Consider the following 15,137-nt stretch of genomic DNA (forward strand, 5'->3'; position numbering starts at 1 on the left):
AAAGGACCGTCGCCTGGCTCGGCGGCTTCCGCCGACTCCACCGCCGCTACGAACGCAAGGGCACCCACTTCGCGGCCTTCGCCACCATCGCCGCCACCCTCATCTGCAACCGCAGAATCACCAAATGAGATCACTTCTTAACGCCGTCGAGCTTGATCTTCCCGTCCAACTTGTCGAGCCTCGTACCGACGGCGCCGCGCACCCGGACGACCTTGAGATCGGGGCGCGCCCGAAGAACCTGCGCCTTCCGGCGAACTGCCGAGGAAAGGATGACGGCGCCGGCCGGAAGGTCGGCAAGGGTCCTGTGCTCGGACCCCTCCGGGAAGAGCAGCACGTCCCGAACGTCCGGCCGCTTCATGTACGCGGCGAAGATCAGCCCCTTCGGAAGGGGCACGTCCCCGGGCACGTCCTTGACGCAGTGAACGGCGGCGTCGATGTCACCCCGCTGGAGCATCTGGTCAATCTCTCGCGTGTACAGCCCCTTGCCGCCGAGCTGGGCAAGGTCCCCTTCCCAGAGGTCTGCTTGCGTGGTGACCGGTACAACCTCCGTCTTGAGATCGGGTTGGTGCTCTTTGAGAGCGGCAATCACCGTGTCCGTCTGGGCGAGGGCGAGCGGCGAACTGCGGGTTCCGATCCGAAGGGTCCGCTCCGGGAAGTCGGCCATGTCAGACCGTCCTTTCGTGTCGTGTCTCTCGATAGGTAACGCTGCCGGGGAGTTGAAGGGGTGCCCGGATTCGAGCGGCAACAGCCGGGTGCAGCAGCGCCTTCGCTTCATCGCGGGTCGCCCAGCGCCAGGCCGACAGCTCCCGGGCCTGAAGGGAGATCCGGTCCGTGTCGGCACTGCTGAGCACCGGTCCGGCCCACAGGAAGACGAGACGACCACGAGCTCCAGGGCGACGGGCTTGCGCCCACTCCACGGCGAACAGGTCGTCGTCTCGAAGGTCGGGGACGAGTCCCAGTTCCTCCCGGGTCTCCCGACGGGCAGCATCCAACGGGGATTCGTCGGCTTCGACGACTCCGCCCGGCAGGTGCCACGTGCTGAGTCCGGCGGCTCGCACGATCAGCAGACGAGAAACCGGATCCGTGAACAGCACGTACGACGTAACGGGGTGCCCGGGTGCGGCAGTTGGCACATCGATTCCATTCCGTGGGTTGCTCCAGTCAGCTAGGTGCTTTCGTCGGCTGGAGTGGGAGTCTTGCCGTCGCGGGAGGACGACTGTCACGGGTCGCTTCGTACTGGCCTTCGATCTTGAGCGGCCCTGCGCACTTGAGTGCCCAATAGATCGGCCTACGCTTCGAGTTGATGTCGCGGAACAAGGCCGTGGTGCAGCGCACGGACCCGGTGATCGGGTCGCCGGTGCGCTGCCGTCCCAGGAAGGCACCCTTTCGCCCGTCCGAATGCCTGTAAAACCCTTGCAGAGAAGGCAATTTGAGATCTTCGACGCACCCGCCTTCGGCCTTGCGCGGACAGTGACAGGTATCGCTGTCCGTCAGGGTGAGAGCCCCGCCGGACCCGTCAGGTTGGGGAACGTACCCGGCGCCGACGACGCCGACGACAGCCTCTTTCCGGGGCAACTCTTGCGCCTTTCCTAGCGACCGTGTGGTTGGTTGGCCCCGCCCGCCACGCAGGGGGTGTCCCAATGGCGGACGGAGCCCTTCCCCTGCCTGCCACTCCAGCCCCGGGCCGACAGAGGGTTCATCCGGCGGCCATAGTCACGTGACGATGCCGGACGTGGTGCCCGTCCCGAACGCGAATTCCCCATGACTGCGCGTTCGGGACGGGAGACTAGATCCGACGCCTGGGCGGCCGGGGGGTCCACGGGCCACTGAGGGCCCACCACGGGTGACGTGGACGTCCAGGTGGAGGCATGGACTTCACGCCGTGTCGCCGGCGGGTAGCTCTGCCACCTTGCGGCTTGCGCTTCGCTGCCCCGTCGGCCCCAACTCGGCTCCAGGGGTAAGAGGTTGGACCTCGCTGGGGTAGGTTGTCCACTCGATCCCGCCGTCTGGCCGCCGGAGGTAGACCTTCCCGGACTCGGTGCCCATGTAGGCGCCCTGGACGCCCTTGTGAGCCATGTCCCGAACGATCTCGCCAAGCTGGGGAACGTACGGAGGGGTTTCCGTGGGGGGTTTCCGCCGTGCCAACGTTCGCTCCGTTCCGTAGTGCTGTGACTACCAGGGCGGTTCACTGTGGCTTACGCTTGGCAAGTTCCTCAACCTGTCAGATGTGCTCGGAGAGCAGCCATGAACAAGAGTGAACTAGACCCCGAAGCGTCCCCCGCCGCCGAGTTCGGCGCGTATCTCCGCAGTTCACGGGAGGCTCGGGGCTGGACGCAGGAAGAGTTAGGGCAAGCCGTCGGCTACTCGCCAACGCATGTCTCTGCGGTGGAAAATGGCCGACGCCCCCCAACTCCCCGTCTGTCACGAGAGCTTGACAAAGCGTTTGGGGTGGACCGTGTGTTCACTCGAAAGGCTCTTGACCTCAAGTCGACGGCGATCCTCGAAGGCTTTCCGGAGTACGTAGCCCAGGAAGCGAAGGCCGAAGAGCTGAGGCTGTTCACTCTGGGCATCGTGCCTGGGGTGCTCCAGACCATGGACTACGCACGGGCAATCGCAGCGGGAGCAGTGCAGCGCCGCAACATCACCCAGGACCAGGCCGACGAGCGGGTGACCTACCTTGCGCGTCGGCAGGCAAGCTTGCGCCGGGAGCCCCCGCCAGTGATCCACGCAGTCCTTGACGAGAGTTGCATCCGTCGGCCTATCGGCGGACCAGCGGTAATGGCCGCCCAGCTGGACCACCTTGTAGCCTTCGCCAGCCTGCCGAACACGCTGCTGCAGGTCGCTCCGTTCGGCATAGGGGAGGCTCGGGCCTTCGACCTTCCGGTGTACATCCTCACGTTCGCTGACCGCTCGCTGATGTCCTATGCCGAGAGCGCGCAGCAGGGCAACTTGGAGCGGGACAGCGGCGCGGTACGACCGATACTCACGGCCTACTATCAGCTACAGGCCATCGCACTCTCGCAAGCTGAGTCCGTGGTCCTGATCCGCCAGCTAAGAGAGGAACTGCCGTGACCGCCACCGAACCCGCGTGGTTCACATCTTCGTACAGCAGCAACGGCGGGGAGTGCGTCGAGGTAGCGGGGAACCTGGTTGCCTCCGACGCTGTTCCCGTCCGCGACAGCAAGGACCCCGAGGGCCCGGCCCTGGTCTTCCGGGCCGATGCCTTCAAGGCGTTCGTCGCAGGCATCAAGGCAGGCGAGTTCGGCGCTGCCTGAGCCCCCCCAGAACGCAAAAAAGGACCCCAGGGAACGGCCCCCGGGGTCCTTCGTCTTGTTGCTCGCTGTCACCAGCGCTGGACGGGCTTCGTCGTCTCTACTGACACCTTGACCACCTCCTAGCGGTTGCTTCGGCCCCCTTAGAAGGTGCCTTTCTCCAGCCCGCTCAGCACGGCTTCACCTACGCGGCAGCGCAGTTGATCACTGGGGGCACATGGGTCCGGCGCCACGTCCAGGGTGTGCGTTTCGAGCTGGGGCCGGGATGGCCATCGGAGCTTCCGAAGCCCCCCTCCCCCGCGCCCATGAGGGGCATGACGGTGCCCTCTGGGTCCCGCAGAAACGGGCCAATTGGCCACGCCGGCTTTCCCCCTCCCTGCCGCGCTAGGTGGGGAGGGGAGGGAGTCACCCCCCTGGGTAAAACCGCAGGTCAGAGGCCCTTTATGGGCTTTTGGCGCTCCGAGGCCCATCCTCCGGGCTGGTGAACGGCCGTCTCCCGGCTGTGACACTGCGTACACAGCGGACGGAGACGCGACCAGGCGTCCGGATCGGTCACACCTCGGGCGACCAGCGAGCGACGCGACTCGGGGAAGTGATCGGCGACCACAGCGACGCGAGCACACAGCACGCACCACGGATGGGCGTAGAGGTAGGCCCGACGGATGCGGGGCCAGCGAGGGCCGTACGCACTTCCGCCCGGCGTACCGCGCTGTGCGTCCGCCTCGGCCTGGTGCTTCGGGCAGCGACCGCCACGGGCCGTCAGCTCGGGGCAGCCCGGGACCGAACACGGGGGACGGGGCTTACGGGGCATGGGGGATAGCCTCCCCTCACATGGGGTGGGGGTAGTTTGGCCTGGTCAGGGCTCGCATAGAGCGGGGTTTGCGGACCGGGCGTAACCCACGTGCGCCAAGATCGTTGGCAGCCTATGAGCAACACCAAGCGCGTACTTGCTGCTGGCATCCTCGGAACCGCCGCGCTCGTCGGAATCCTCACAACCCCCGCCAGCGCCGACAGTGCCCGGGAACCCGGCGCGCCGACCACGCCCACGACAAGGGGCTTGACTCTAGAGAGGGTTAACTCCCCAGATGTCAATCAGCAGCAGATCCTGGAGATTAACAGTGAGGCGTGGGGCACCTTCTTTGACTGACCTGGCCGGTTTCAGATCGGGGTACCAGCAGCATTGAAGTCTGCGCCCGTCTTGAGCCGATGGCACGGACGGCAGAGCGGTTGAACGTTCCCGTCCGTGTCCTCGCCACCGAGGGCAAGCGGCTGCCGGTGGTCCACGTCGACCAGCTCGGCGGGGAAGGTCTCACCGCACAGCCCGCACACCGCGGAGCCCGCTCGGTCGACCCGCCGGCGAGCCGTTCGACGCCACCGCGCGGCCCCTTAAATCCCTCGTATCAGCGACTCTACTGAGTTGCTGATACGAGGGAACTGTGACGCTTCGGCCCTATGGCTCTGACCGAATCACCGGTGGCTCAATTGGGCGGCCATCTGGTAGCCGAGGCGTCACGTCCACGGCCAGCAGCCGGCCAGTCCTCGGATCGCGCATCGGCTGAATGCCTCGCGGCATCGGCGCGCCACCGTTGACCACGGGCAGGCCGGTTGGGGAGTCCGACCAGACAGGCCGACCCTGCGCGTCCCGGGGGAAGTACGGATAGGTGCCGTCTGGGCCGGGGTCGAGCGCGTCAATGGCCATGTCAGTCCGCCGCTTCGATGTATGCGTTGCGCTCGGCCTCCAGCTCCTCGGCGTATTCAATCCCGAGTGCTTCCGCGGCCTTGTCGACCTCGGCCGTGAGGTCTTCGAGGAAACGCAGGTCATACCAACGCTGCTCGGGGACGGTCCGCGGGACGCCAACGTGAGACTGTGCGCTCTGTGCGGCAATCAGGATCTTCTCGCGCTTGTACCGCTCGGCCCGGTGCGCCACGTATGCCTTGAACCACGGTTCAGTGGAAAGGAGTTCAAGGAACTCGGCATGCAGTTCGCTGCCCCGCGCGGAGTGCGCGGCAGTCCGCGCGGACCACGTCTTGACGAACTCGCGGTCGTACTCGGCGGCGCGCTCCGCACGACGGGCCTGTTCGGCCTCCTCGGCGACCGCCAGGGCGGTTTCGGCCTCGGCGAGCGGGACGGCGATCTTGTCGGCCTGGGCGCGCAGCTTGGCGAGCTTGTCGGCAGCCTTGGAAATGTCGGGGTTCATTGTCAGACCTCACGATCGATGGGGGCGGACACGTTGTGGCCAAGCTGCGCGGCGGCGGCCTTGGCAATCTCGTAGTGGCCGAGCGAAATGCGGCTGGCAGGGGGCATCTGGTCGTACTGCTCGGGGCGGGTGCGCTGCATTTCAGCAAGCCGTTCCATGGCGTCGCTGTACCGGAACGCGTCAGCGTGGGAGCGGAGCCGCTTCGTCTCCTTGTCCTCGTAGGTGTAGCTGTGGGTGCGGGGGTTACCCACGGTGGTACCTCCTGTTGGCCACCTCTCGGCGGCATGAAGAAGCCCCTGCCCGGATCGGGGAGGGGCGGGGACGAGATGACCGCCAGGTCTAGGCAGCGTTCGCCTTGCGGGCCCAGTAGGCGGCCTGCTGGCAGGTGTCGCAGCAGTAGAGGCGGCGGCGTCCGGTCGTGCGGTTGACGACCCGGTTGAGGCAGCCCCCGCGTTGGCACGGGCCGCCGTCCACCGTTGGCGCGAGCAGACGGGCCGCCTCGGTTGCCTGGCGGCGCGCTTCGCCGGCTGCAGCATCATCTCCGGACAGGGCTCGCAGGGTGGCCGCTTCGGCGCCGCGGATCAGTTCCAGCGCGCTGGCATGGTCGGTGTTCATCGTGAACCTCTCGGATCTGTCGGTGCTCCGGTGGGGCCGGGGGCCTCGGCGCGCGGAGGACGAGGACTTGGCGTCGACTCCCCCTCCCGGCATAGAAGAGGGGGACGATCTCCTCTCCCTGGCGGAGTGAGGAGAAAGTCCCCCTACTTCTATGGGAGGGGGGTGATCTCCCGGCAGGTCGTCCCGGCGCCCTCACTCTCTTGGGGAGACCAGAGATGGCCTGACACCTGCTTCGCCCAGCAATCGGCGGCTGCGGGCCCCGCCCGTCAGGTCGGCCACCGGCACGGCGGTGGTGACGGGTGACGCTGGAGACGAAGAAATCAGGTTTCTCTAGACTCGCTGCCGCATAGAAGAACTCAGATTCTGCGTCTCCAGCGTCACCCGTCACCACCTCTGCCCGCCGATGCCTACGCGGCTGCCCCAGCAGGCTCGGCGAGGCGGACGGACGTACGGCTCGCAGTCGGGGCCGCAGGGCGGTCCTGGTCGCCGTCAACCGCTGCATTGACCTCGGCCACGGGGTCGTGCTGCACCTCTGCCGTGATCTCGAAGCCCGTCGGATGGTTCTCCCCACCCCGCTTCTGCATCCCCCTACGCGGGAACAACCGGACGACCACGCCGTGCTCTTCCAACATCTCGCGCCGGGCAACAGTGTCGGCAGCGTGCCACTCGTCGGCCACCGTGCGGCCGGTGGGAACGCTGTACCAGCCCGCAGGCCGCTCAGGCTCCTTCTTCAGCTCCGCAATCTTGTCGGTGATCCGCTTGTACTCGCGCTGGTACCACGCGGCGTCGTCGTCGGACTCGTACAACCCGGCCTGCCGGTCGGCCCGCAGCCGCTTCTTCGCCGCCTCGTGCTCAGCTATCTCGTTGGCGATCCCGTTCCCGGGGTCGTAGACGCGCTGCATGAGCTGACCGGCCCCGAACCGGCCCAGGAACCAGGACTCCACCTCCCCGTCCAGGGCTGCCACTCCGAAGGACGGGGCAGGCTTGCAATGCTGGGCGTCCTCCCACGCCAGGGTTCGCGCCCGGCAGCTCCACGCCGGAAGCCGAACCAGCTTGCCATCCACGTAGCCGTTCGCCGCACTCGCCCGCTCGGCGCGGTAGCCACACACCCCGCACCAGATCCGGCCGGACAGCAGTGCCGTTCCCTTCGGCGCGCGCTGCTTCTTCGGCGCCTTGCGCTTCGGGCCGAGCTTGGCCACCAGCGCATCGTGCGTCGGCCTGTCCCACAGCGGCGGCGCGATGCGGACGGGCATGCCGTCGTCGCCGATCACGGCCCGACCACCGTGCATCAGATAGCCCATGGCCGCTTCGCTAATCAGGATCCGGATCAGACTGCCCGGCCGCCAGGGCGCGCCCTTCGGCTCGCGGCCGTACAGGATGGCGAGGCGATCGGCAGGGTTGGGCACGCCTGCCCGGGTGAGTCGGTGGATCTCGGTCCACGGTGTGATGCTGCCGGTCCCGTCCGCCAGGATCCGCCGCGCCACCTCCCGAATTGTCTCCGCCGACTCGGGGTCGATCTCGGTGTGCGTGATCTTCGCCATCGGCGACGGGCGAACGTGCCGGTAGCCGTAACTCGGCTTGTGTGCCACCTGCCCGGCTGCACGGGCACGCTGGGATTCCTGCCGGTTGCGGGTCCGGATCGCACGGTGCTCCATCTGCGCGCCGAACAGTTTGAGCGTGAAATCGCTTTCCTGGTTCGGGTCTTGGAGATCCCAGATGCCCCGGTGGTCGGCGGTCACCAGAAGTTGTCCGCGTCGGCTGGTGTCCCGCGCGAGGGTGAGCCCTTCGAGCACGTCACGGCCGATCCGGTCGACGGCGGACGCCACGAGGCCGTCAAAGGGGCCCCGCTGACCACGGAGCCACGGGCCAAGCTGCGGGCGGGTGTTGGGGTCGGTGGCTCCCGACACCTCCCAGTCGTCGGCCCACCCGATGATGTGCCCGCCGACTTCCTCGGCCGCCTTGAGGTCGTACTCCATCTGCCGCTCGGGGCTGCTGGTCGACGCCCGGACCCGCGACAGTCGACGTAGTCCGAGCAGGCACTTCCCGCAACCGTCGTACGGGGTCACCGGGGCTTCGGCGCCGACGGGGTTCTTCAAGATCATCGTCTCTCCATTGCAGTTGGCCTCTGCTGCTATGGGGAGGGGGATGATCTCCTGGCACCTTGCTACGGCTAGAGCAACTAGCCGTTGACGAAGAGTTCGTGGAGCGCCAACTCCGCGTCGGCGACGGTATCGAGGGGCCACCCGGCGCGCGCCAGGGCCCCGCGCAACTCCTCGCGCGCGGCCGACCAGTCAGGGGGGAGTCCAAGGGGAAACACGAAGCGACCTCCATGGGGGGTGAAGTGGATGCCACCGAGCACCTGATGATCAATCAAACCGATCCGGCCATGGCGCACTCATGACGCCAGCGCACACACCGTCGATCGGCGGTTGCCGAACGTGTGCGGCTCGTCACAATGAGCATGGAGCCACGGAGGTCATCTTGGCAACTCGTCTCAGATTTTTGGATAAATCCAAATCGAACACCAACCAAGGCCCCTACAGTGGCAGTTGTCGGTGGCGAACGTGACCGACAGCGGGGCACACTGGTCCGGCGAGGCTCAGAGAGGGCGGGGATGGCCACAGCAACAGGCCCGACGGTTCGACGGAGGCAGCTCGGCGCCGAACTGCGCCGTAGACGCGAGGAAGCCGGCCTCTCGCACGACGAGGTGTCCGAGACCCTGACGGGCATGAGCCAACCCAAGCTCTCCCGCATCGAGAACGGCAGAGGCGCCACCAAGGTCGACGACGTCAAGAAGCTCCTCGCCCTGTACAAGTGCGAGGACAACGACCTGATCTCGGCTCTGGTCGACCTCGCCAGGAACGGCGCACACCGAGGCATGTGGTGGCAGAGCTACGGCGTACACATCGGCCAGGTCCTCGGCGACCTGATCTCGCTTGAGGCAAGCGCTGCATCCGTCCGGACCTACGAGAGCGCCTTCATTCCGGGCCTACTCCAGACCCCCGCCTACGCGCGCGAGATCATCAAGAAGCTCAACATGCGCCCTGACGTCAACGTCGAGGCACTGGTCGACGTCCGCGTAGCCCGCCAAGGCGCCCTCACCCGGGCTGAACCGCTCACGCTCTGGGCGGTCATCCACGAGGCTGCGATCCGTTCCGGAGTCGGCGGCCCGAAGGTCATGGCCGAGCAACTCGGGCGCCTGACCGATCGAGCGGTCCAGCCGAACATCAACATTCAGGTGATGCCGATCGGCGCTCCCGCGCACCACGGTATGGGCGGAGCCTTCACGATCCTCGGATTTCCACAACGGCAGGACCTGGATGTCGCTCTGGTCGAGAGCACATTGAGCAACCTTTGGGTCGAGGGCGCCTCCGAGGTGGAGCAGTACGCGGCGAAGTTCGACGCCATCCGGGCCGACGCCCTCGGCCTGGACGACTCGCTCGCCATCATCACCGAACAGAGAGACAAGGTCACATGACGTCTATCCCGAACTCGGATGCCCTCAAATTGACTTGGCACAAGTCCTCACGAAGCAACGAGTCAACCAACTGTGTCGAGTTCGCTTCCTCCGGCGGATCCGTCTCCTACGTTCGTGACTCGAAGAATCCTTCCGGCCCTGCACTCGTCCTCTCGGCCGCCGCTCACAGCGCGTTCATCGCGGCGGTCTCCGACGGGGAGTTCGACTTCGGCCTCCTCTGACCGCACCACCGCAGCCCACCGGCCCGGCGAACCCTTGGGGCGCCGGGCCTTACCCTTCACCGGAAGGCGCCCATGACCTCCTCCCAGCCCTTCGACATGGCGAACAGCCGGGTGTTCGGTCAAGTGGCCGAGACCTACGACGCCGCGCGACCCGGCTACCCCGACGCCCTCATAGCCGAGGTACTCGCCTACGCCTCCCTCGGTGATCTGCCGGCCGTCGAGATCGGGGCCGGCACCGGGAAGGCCACCGTTCCGTTCGCCGCGCTCGGCACCCCGATGGTCTGCGTCGAACCCGATGCCCGGATGGCCGAGGTGCTGCGCCGCAACACCGCCGCCTTCCCGCACGTCCGGGTCGAGGTGAGCGCCTTCGAGCAGTGGCGGCCGGACGAAACCCGGTTCGGGCTGCTCCTCGCCGCCACCTCCTGGCACTGGACCGACCCGGCCACCCGATGGGACCGGGTCCACGACGCCCTCGCCCCCGGTGGCGCCGTCGCGCTCTTCTGGAACCCCCAGGGGCTCCTGGACCCCGGCCTCCAGGCCGCCCTCCGCGAGGTCGACCACCGGTACGGCCTCACCCTCACCCCGCACACCGGACTGGCCTCCTCCTTCGGCGACGTCCCGGGCCACTGGCCCGGATTGCTCGGGCACTGGCCGGACGAGGAGTGCCGCCAGGACGGCCGGTTCACCGACCTCCGCTCGCTCCGCATCCGCGAGCGGACCCGCTTCGACACCGACCGCTACCTCGGGCACCTCACCTCGATCTCCGTCTACCGTGCCCTGCCCAGCGACCGCCGCGACCGGGCCCTCGCCGACACCGCCGCCGTGCTCGACGCGCACGGCGGGGGCATCGACGTCGAACACCACCACGACCTCTTCCTCGCCCGCACCCTCCCCCACCAGGGCTGAACCCACCCGGCCTGCCCCCCGCTCCGCACAGGAAGTCGGACCCGCCGACTTCCTGTGCGGCGTAGAGGCGGCAGGCCGACCACGCCACCGGTCATCCAGGCCCAGGGGAACATCCGCCCTACACGGCGTGAACATCAGCCCACTCGATCGCACGTGGATTCGACCCATCCCTACGCTGCGGCTGTGCTGATCATTTCGCTGCTGCTCCTCATCCCCGGCTTCGTCGTGCTCGTGCTCCGGTGGCGCCGCGTGTTCGAAGGCCGCGCCGCCACGCTCGGCGGCATCGGCGCGATCGTCCTCGGCGCCCTGCTCGGCCTCACCACCGTCCTCTACGTGGTCGAGCCGTACGAGGTGGCCGTGCCGACCAGGCTCGGAAAGATCGGCGGGACGTGGCAGCCCGGACTGCACGTCAAGTCCCCGCTGACCGACGTGACCGCGTTCTCGACCCGCCCGTCCGACCTCAACCTGACGGGCGACAACACCGTCGAGGTCCGTTCCTCCGAGGGCGGCGTACTGTTCGCCGACCTCACCGTGAAGTGGTCGATCGACCCTCAGCACACGGTCGACCTCTACAAGCTGGCCGGCGACTCGGACGCCGTCCAGCAGCGCCTGGTCCTCCCCGACAGCCGCGAGATCGTCCGTAACGTGTTCGCCAAGCACACCAGCGTCGAGGGCTACAGCTCGCAGCGCGAGGCGATCGCCGGCGAGATCGACAAGCTGGTCACCGCCCGGCTCGCGCCGCGCGGCATCCTGGTCAACGGGGTCAACCTGCGCAACGTCCGGCCCAGCGACGACCTGCAGAAGGCGATCGACGCGAAGATCGCCCAGGACCAGACCACCGCGCAGGCCGAGGCCGCCGTCCGCACCGCCAAGGCCGAGGCCGAGAAGCGCAAGATCGACTCGGAGAGCCAGGCCGCCGCCAACGCGGCGATCGCCAACTCCCTCACCGACAAGATCCTGATGAGCCAGTGCATCGAGGCGTTCAAGGCCGCCGCCGAGAAGAACGCGGTCTACGCCAGCCCCTGCGGCAACAGCGGCGGCACCCCGGTCATCGTGGACGGCACCAAGCGCTGAGAACGCCACCGTTCGAGCGGGCAGGCAGGGCGCGGGCAGGCAGGGCGCGCGGGCGGGCAGGCGAGGCGGTCACCCGCCCCACCCGCCCGCGCCCTCGGGCCCGTCCACGTCGTGAGAGATGATCATCCGGCCATTCTGACGCAGTACCGTCACCCTGTCCCGGCACTTTCCTCGCGCCGACCGCCGGGCACCGCTCCCCCGACCGGCGGGAACGCCGCCGCTCTCGCGCGTCCCCGCCCGTCGGGGCCGCCGTCGCCCACCGAGAGCGCCAGCGAGTCGGTCAGCCACAGGTGGGACGCGCCGAGCGTGACCGGTTCACCGCCGGCCTCGGCCGCCAGCCGCCAGTAGCGGCGCATCCGCGGATCGCGGTCGGCGGCCACGTGGGCCAGCAGCTGCCCCCGGAACCCCGGAGTGTCCCGGCCGCCGCGCACCGACGCGTGCGCGTCGACGAACCGGTCCAGTGCGGGGCCCGCACCCGGAGCCTCCCCCGCCCGCACCAGGGGCCGCGCCAGCGCGCACGCCTCACCGATCCCCGCCATCAACGCGGCCTCGTCGGAGACCAGTTCGGCGTTGGACCGCGCCATGGCCAGCAGCGTGCGGGCCAGCGCCCGGTCACCCGCCAGCGCGACCAGCTCGGCGAACGCGACCACCTGCCCGGGCGTCGGGTCGACGGGCGGCGCGGGCACGGCCAGGGCCACGAACACGTCCAGCATCGCCCCGGACGCCGACGACACCGACGAGACCATCGTGCGCCGCCAGAAGTCGATCAGCACGTCACGGGCGGCGCCCCCGTCCTGCACCGCGGCGACCAGCTCCAACCTGGCGGCCCGGTCGGCCGGCCCGGCCTCCTCGACCGCACGCAGGGAGGCCCGTCGCCAGGCCAGGCCCGCGAGTTGCACGTCGAGCGCGGCGCGCTCGGCCGCGACCACCTCGGCCACGGAGCGCTCCCCGGCGAGCACGAGCCTGACGGACGGCAGCCCGAGACCGAGCCCGCGCAACCGCCTGACCAGGCCGAGCCGTTCCACGGCGGCCGGGTCGAACCTGCGGTGCCCACCCGCGCTGCGCACGGACTCGACGATGCCCTCGTCGCAGTAGAAGCGAACGGTCCGCACCGGCACACCGGTCAGCCGGGCCAGCTCCCCGATCCCGAACGTCTCGTCGAGAAAAGGCACTTGAACCTCCACCTGACTGGAGAACCTACGGTACCCGCATCACCCCCGAGAGGAGCTCCGTGATGACGCCGCCGGACATCGTCACCACCGCCACCGCACGCCTCGTGGACGGCCTGCGGGACCGGACCGCACGGGTCGCCCGCGCCGTCGCCGGACGCGCCCCGGACACGCCGGTACCCACCTGTCCGGCGTGGCCGCTGCGGACCCTCGTCGGACACCTCGGACAGGAACACCGCTGGGCGGCCGAACTGGTCCGCAGCGGGCAGCAGTTGCCGCCGCCCGACCCGCACCGCGCCGATCCGGGGCCTCCGGACGAGTGGGCCGAGTGGCTGCACCAGGGCGCGGAGGAGCTGATCCGGGCCGTCCGGCGGGTCGGCGCCGAACGCGAGTCGGACACCTTCGCCGGTCCGCTTCCGGCCGCCTTCTGGTTGCGCAGGATGCTGGCCGACACCTGCGTCCACCACTACGACGCGGCGTGCGCGACCGCCACCGCGTTCGAGATCGCCGACGACCTCGCGGCCGTCGTGATCGGCGAGAACCTCGACCTGCTCACCATGCCGGCCTTCGCGGCGGTCAGGCCGGCGGTCGCCGAACTGCGCGGCCGGGGCGAGCAGATCGGGTTCCGGCCGGGGTCCGCGGAGGGCTGGGTGGTCACCAGGAGGCCCGGGGGGCTGCGGTGGGAGCGCGGGCCGGTCGAGGCGGACGTGGTGGCGTCGGGGTCGGCGGCGGACCTCATGCTGCTGATCGCCCGCCGCATCACGCCGCAGGACGGCCGGGTGACAGTGACGGGCGACCGCGCCCTCCTGGACCACTGGCTGGCCCACTCGGCGTTCTAGGCCCCCCGGGGGCCGCCCCGGGAGCCGCGCCGGGGCCGGGACCGGGCCGGGACCGCGCCACCCACCTCCGACGCACCGTCACATCCACCGAAAAACAGTAGCCATGGACATAGTAGCTATGTACTCTATTTGCCATGAGCAAGGCTTCCCCCGGCCCCACGCCCGGCTTCCTGGTGTGGCGGCTCGCCAACAAGTGGCGCGTCGCGGTCGATCGCGCGGTGGCCCCCCTGGGCCTCACCCACGCGCAGTACGTCCTGGTCGCGTCGCTGTACGGCATGCACCGCACCGGCGAGCGGCCCAGCCAGCGCCGACTGGCCGACCACACCGGCCTGGAGGCGCTGTACGTCTCGAAGCTGGCCCGCGCCCTGGAGTCGGCCGGCCTCGTCGAGCGCGCCCGCGACCCCCGCGACCCGCGCGCCGTCCAACTCGCCCTCACCGACGAGGGCCGGGCCGTCACACGGCAGGCCGTCGAGGTGGTCCAGGGACTGCTCCGGCAACTGCTGGAACCACTCGGCGGCCTCGACGCCGAGCGGACCGGCGCGTTCACCGCCGAGCTGACGGCCCTGCTCGACGCACCTCTCACCCCCGCCCTCCCGCACGACGAGAACACTCAGGGGACACCACCATGACCGCCACCGCACCCGTCACCACCGCGCCCGCTGCCGCACCGGCCACCGCCCGCGCCCTCGGCCTCGCCCACTACGCCGCCCGCGGCGTCCTGGAGCACGTCCTGGCCCGGCACGGCGTCACGTTCCCGCAGCAGATCGCCCTGCGCGCCGCCGTCACCGCCGACACCGCACAGACGCCGGACGACCTCGTCGCCCAGGTGCAGCACTCCCTCAAGGCCGATCCGGCCGACATCCGCGCCACGCTCGACGAGCTGCTGACCCGGCAGTTGCTCGTCACGGACGGGGCACACCTTCTCCCCACGGAGGCGGGGCGCGAGCTGCTCGCCGCCACCGGCGCGGACACCGCCCACGTCTCCGCCCGCATCTGGGGCGGGATACCGGCCGAGGACCTGGCCGCCGCGGGCCGCGTCCTCGCCCTGGTCACCGAGCGCGCCGACGCGGAACTCGCCACACTGCGCGCATGACCGCAGGACCCCGCACCGGTCCGGCCCGACCCCGCAGGGGAGCCGGGCCGGACCGGGCGGCACGCACGCGCCGCACCCCGTCGGCCGCCCGGCAGTGGGCCGGGCGGCCGCGGGTCCCCTACCGGCCGTGCGTCAGCTCGTGGCGATCGCGGTGTCGTCGATCACGAAGCTGGTCTGCAGCGAGGCGTCCTCGGTGCCGGTGAACTTGATCGTCACCGACTGGCCCGCGTAGGCCGAGAGGTCGAAGGTGCGCAGCTGGTAGCCGGAGGCCG

The 15,137-nt window shown here is 69.3% G+C and carries 19 protein-coding genes and 2 pseudogenes; 12 read left to right on the forward strand and 9 right to left on the reverse strand.

The window, feature by feature from the left end; translation table 11 throughout:
- A pseudogene (locus tag PUR61_RS14030) lies at window positions 1-128 on the forward strand (IS5/IS1182 family transposase); the annotation flags it as partial.
- Window positions 129-130: 2 nt separating this feature from the next.
- On the opposite strand, the gene hemC reads toward PUR61_RS14030, so the two are convergent.
- Window positions 131-664: a hydroxymethylbilane synthase gene (gene hemC / locus PUR61_RS14035; RefSeq protein ID WP_329879151.1), complete on the reverse strand. Its 534-nt coding sequence runs from the start codon at window positions 662-664 to the stop codon at window positions 131-133.
- Window position 665: 1 nt separating this feature from the next.
- On the reverse strand, window positions 666-1,382 hold the full coding sequence (locus tag PUR61_RS14040; RefSeq protein ID WP_329879152.1) for an NUDIX hydrolase: 717 nt from the start codon (window positions 1,380-1,382) through the stop codon (window positions 666-668).
- Window positions 1,383-2,244: 862 nt separating this feature from the next.
- Between PUR61_RS14040 and PUR61_RS14045 the strand changes: the two are divergent.
- The 4 genes and pseudogenes from PUR61_RS14045 to PUR61_RS14060 all read left to right on the forward strand — a co-directional run.
- Window positions 2,245-2,445: pseudogene (locus tag PUR61_RS14045) on the forward strand (helix-turn-helix domain-containing protein); the annotation flags it as partial.
- A 12-nt stretch (window positions 2,446-2,457) separates the two neighbouring features.
- Complete coding sequence (locus tag PUR61_RS14050; RefSeq protein ID WP_329879169.1) at window positions 2,458-3,072, forward strand: DUF5753 domain-containing protein; 615 nt, start codon at window positions 2,458-2,460, stop codon at window positions 3,070-3,072.
- On the forward strand, window positions 3,069-3,275 hold the full coding sequence (locus tag PUR61_RS14055; protein ID WP_329879153.1) for a DUF397 domain-containing protein: 207 nt from the start codon (window positions 3,069-3,071) through the stop codon (window positions 3,273-3,275). Before PUR61_RS14050 ends, PUR61_RS14055 begins: the two co-directional genes overlap by 4 nt.
- A gap of 922 nt (window positions 3,276-4,197) precedes the next feature.
- Window positions 4,198-4,419: a hypothetical protein gene (locus PUR61_RS14060; protein WP_329879154.1), complete on the forward strand. Its 222-nt coding sequence runs from the start codon at window positions 4,198-4,200 to the stop codon at window positions 4,417-4,419.
- An 11-nt stretch (window positions 4,420-4,430) separates the two neighbouring features.
- Here the strand turns inward: PUR61_RS14060 and PUR61_RS14065 are convergent, their stop codons facing one another.
- The 6 genes from PUR61_RS14065 to PUR61_RS14090 form a co-directional block, all read right to left on the reverse strand.
- Complete coding sequence (locus tag PUR61_RS14065) at window positions 4,431-4,601, reverse strand: HNH endonuclease (RefSeq protein WP_329879155.1); 171 nt, start codon at window positions 4,599-4,601, stop codon at window positions 4,431-4,433.
- Window positions 4,602-4,972: 371 nt separating this feature from the next.
- The gene (locus PUR61_RS14070) at window positions 4,973-5,470 is read right to left on the reverse strand and encodes a hypothetical protein (RefSeq protein WP_329879156.1); all 498 of its coding nucleotides are present in this window, start codon (window positions 5,468-5,470) and stop codon (window positions 4,973-4,975) included.
- A gap of 2 nt (window positions 5,471-5,472) precedes the next feature.
- Entirely contained in the window at window positions 5,473-5,721 is a 249-nt protein-coding gene (locus PUR61_RS14075; protein ID WP_329879157.1) for a hypothetical protein, read from the reverse strand.
- Window positions 5,722-5,809: 88 nt separating this feature from the next.
- Window positions 5,810-6,085: a hypothetical protein gene (locus PUR61_RS14080; RefSeq protein ID WP_329879158.1), complete on the reverse strand. Its 276-nt coding sequence runs from the start codon at window positions 6,083-6,085 to the stop codon at window positions 5,810-5,812.
- Between the two features lie 407 nt (window positions 6,086-6,492).
- On the reverse strand, window positions 6,493-8,187 hold the full coding sequence (locus PUR61_RS14085) for a recombinase family protein (protein WP_329879159.1): 1,695 nt from the start codon (window positions 8,185-8,187) through the stop codon (window positions 6,493-6,495).
- A 77-nt stretch (window positions 8,188-8,264) separates the two neighbouring features.
- Window positions 8,265-8,402: a hypothetical protein gene (locus tag PUR61_RS14090; protein WP_329879160.1), complete on the reverse strand. Its 138-nt coding sequence runs from the start codon at window positions 8,400-8,402 to the stop codon at window positions 8,265-8,267.
- A 297-nt stretch (window positions 8,403-8,699) separates the two neighbouring features.
- On the opposite strand from PUR61_RS14090, the gene PUR61_RS14095 reads away from it, so the two are divergent.
- The 4 genes from PUR61_RS14095 (at window position 8,700) to PUR61_RS14110 (ending at window position 11,764) form a co-directional block, all read left to right on the forward strand.
- Window positions 8,700-9,563 (forward strand): helix-turn-helix domain-containing protein, encoded by an 864-nt coding sequence (locus PUR61_RS14095; protein WP_329879161.1) that lies wholly within the window; start codon window positions 8,700-8,702, stop codon window positions 9,561-9,563.
- Window positions 9,560-9,784, forward strand: a complete 225-nt coding sequence (locus PUR61_RS14100) for a DUF397 domain-containing protein (protein WP_329879162.1) — start codon at window positions 9,560-9,562, stop codon at window positions 9,782-9,784. The genes PUR61_RS14095 and PUR61_RS14100 overlap by 4 nt, the downstream gene beginning before the upstream one ends.
- A 72-nt stretch (window positions 9,785-9,856) precedes the next feature.
- Window positions 9,857-10,690: a class I SAM-dependent methyltransferase gene (locus PUR61_RS14105; RefSeq protein WP_329879163.1), complete on the forward strand. Its 834-nt coding sequence runs from the start codon at window positions 9,857-9,859 to the stop codon at window positions 10,688-10,690.
- A gap of 183 nt (window positions 10,691-10,873) precedes the next feature.
- Window positions 10,874-11,764 carry a prohibitin family protein gene (locus PUR61_RS14110; RefSeq protein ID WP_329879164.1) on the forward strand — a complete coding sequence of 297 codons (891 nt, stop codon included), beginning with the start codon at window positions 10,874-10,876 and terminating at the stop codon, window positions 11,762-11,764.
- Between the two features lie 149 nt (window positions 11,765-11,913).
- Here the strand turns inward: PUR61_RS14110 and PUR61_RS14115 are convergent, their stop codons facing one another.
- Window positions 11,914-12,936 carry a MerR family transcriptional regulator gene (locus PUR61_RS14115; protein ID WP_329879165.1) on the reverse strand — a complete coding sequence of 341 codons (1,023 nt, stop codon included), beginning with the start codon at window positions 12,934-12,936 and terminating at the stop codon, window positions 11,914-11,916.
- Between the two features lie 62 nt (window positions 12,937-12,998).
- On the opposite strand from PUR61_RS14115, the gene PUR61_RS14120 reads away from it, so the two are divergent.
- From PUR61_RS14120 to PUR61_RS14130, 3 genes are all read left to right on the forward strand, one after another.
- Complete coding sequence (locus tag PUR61_RS14120; RefSeq protein WP_329879166.1) at window positions 12,999-13,772, forward strand: maleylpyruvate isomerase family mycothiol-dependent enzyme; 774 nt, start codon at window positions 12,999-13,001, stop codon at window positions 13,770-13,772.
- Window positions 13,773-13,906: 134 nt separating this feature from the next.
- Window positions 13,907-14,401, forward strand: a complete 495-nt coding sequence (locus tag PUR61_RS14125) for a MarR family winged helix-turn-helix transcriptional regulator (protein ID WP_329879167.1) — start codon at window positions 13,907-13,909, stop codon at window positions 14,399-14,401.
- Entirely contained in the window at window positions 14,398-14,865 is a 468-nt protein-coding gene (locus PUR61_RS14130; RefSeq protein WP_329879168.1) for a MarR family transcriptional regulator, read from the forward strand. The genes PUR61_RS14125 and PUR61_RS14130 overlap by 4 nt, the downstream gene beginning before the upstream one ends.
- Window positions 14,866-15,137 lie beyond the last annotated feature (272 nt).

It is taken from the genome of Streptomyces sp. BE20, from assembly GCF_036322525.1.
Lineage (GTDB): Bacteria > Actinomycetota > Actinomycetes > Streptomycetales > Streptomycetaceae > Kitasatospora.

What these genes read in the sequence shown, in the direction of transcription:
- hemC (WP_329879151.1), bottom strand. Translation starts at nt 664, where the DNA reads ATGGCCGACTTCCCGGAGCGGACCCTTCGGATCGGAACCCGCAGTTCG.
- PUR61_RS14060 (WP_329879154.1), top strand. Translation starts at nt 4,198, where the DNA reads ATGAGCAACACCAAGCGCGTACTTGCTGCTGGCATCCTCGGAACCGCC.
- PUR61_RS14070 (WP_329879156.1), bottom strand. Translation starts at nt 5,470, where the DNA reads ATGAACCCCGACATTTCCAAGGCTGCCGACAAGCTCGCCAAGCTGCGC.
- PUR61_RS14080 (WP_329879158.1), bottom strand. Translation starts at nt 6,085, where the DNA reads ATGAACACCGACCATGCCAGCGCGCTGGAACTGATCCGCGGCGCCGAA.
- PUR61_RS14085 (WP_329879159.1), bottom strand. Translation starts at nt 8,187, where the DNA reads ATGATCTTGAAGAACCCCGTCGGCGCCGAAGCCCCGGTGACCCCGTAC.
- PUR61_RS14095 (WP_329879161.1), top strand. Translation starts at nt 8,700, where the DNA reads ATGGCCACAGCAACAGGCCCGACGGTTCGACGGAGGCAGCTCGGCGCC.
- PUR61_RS14100 (WP_329879162.1), top strand. Translation starts at nt 9,560, where the DNA reads ATGACGTCTATCCCGAACTCGGATGCCCTCAAATTGACTTGGCACAAG.
- PUR61_RS14105 (WP_329879163.1), top strand. Translation starts at nt 9,857, where the DNA reads ATGACCTCCTCCCAGCCCTTCGACATGGCGAACAGCCGGGTGTTCGGT.
- PUR61_RS14120 (WP_329879166.1), top strand. Translation starts at nt 12,999, where the DNA reads ATGACGCCGCCGGACATCGTCACCACCGCCACCGCACGCCTCGTGGAC.
- PUR61_RS14125 (WP_329879167.1), top strand. Translation starts at nt 13,907, where the DNA reads ATGAGCAAGGCTTCCCCCGGCCCCACGCCCGGCTTCCTGGTGTGGCGG.
- PUR61_RS14130 (WP_329879168.1), top strand. Translation starts at nt 14,398, where the DNA reads ATGACCGCCACCGCACCCGTCACCACCGCGCCCGCTGCCGCACCGGCC.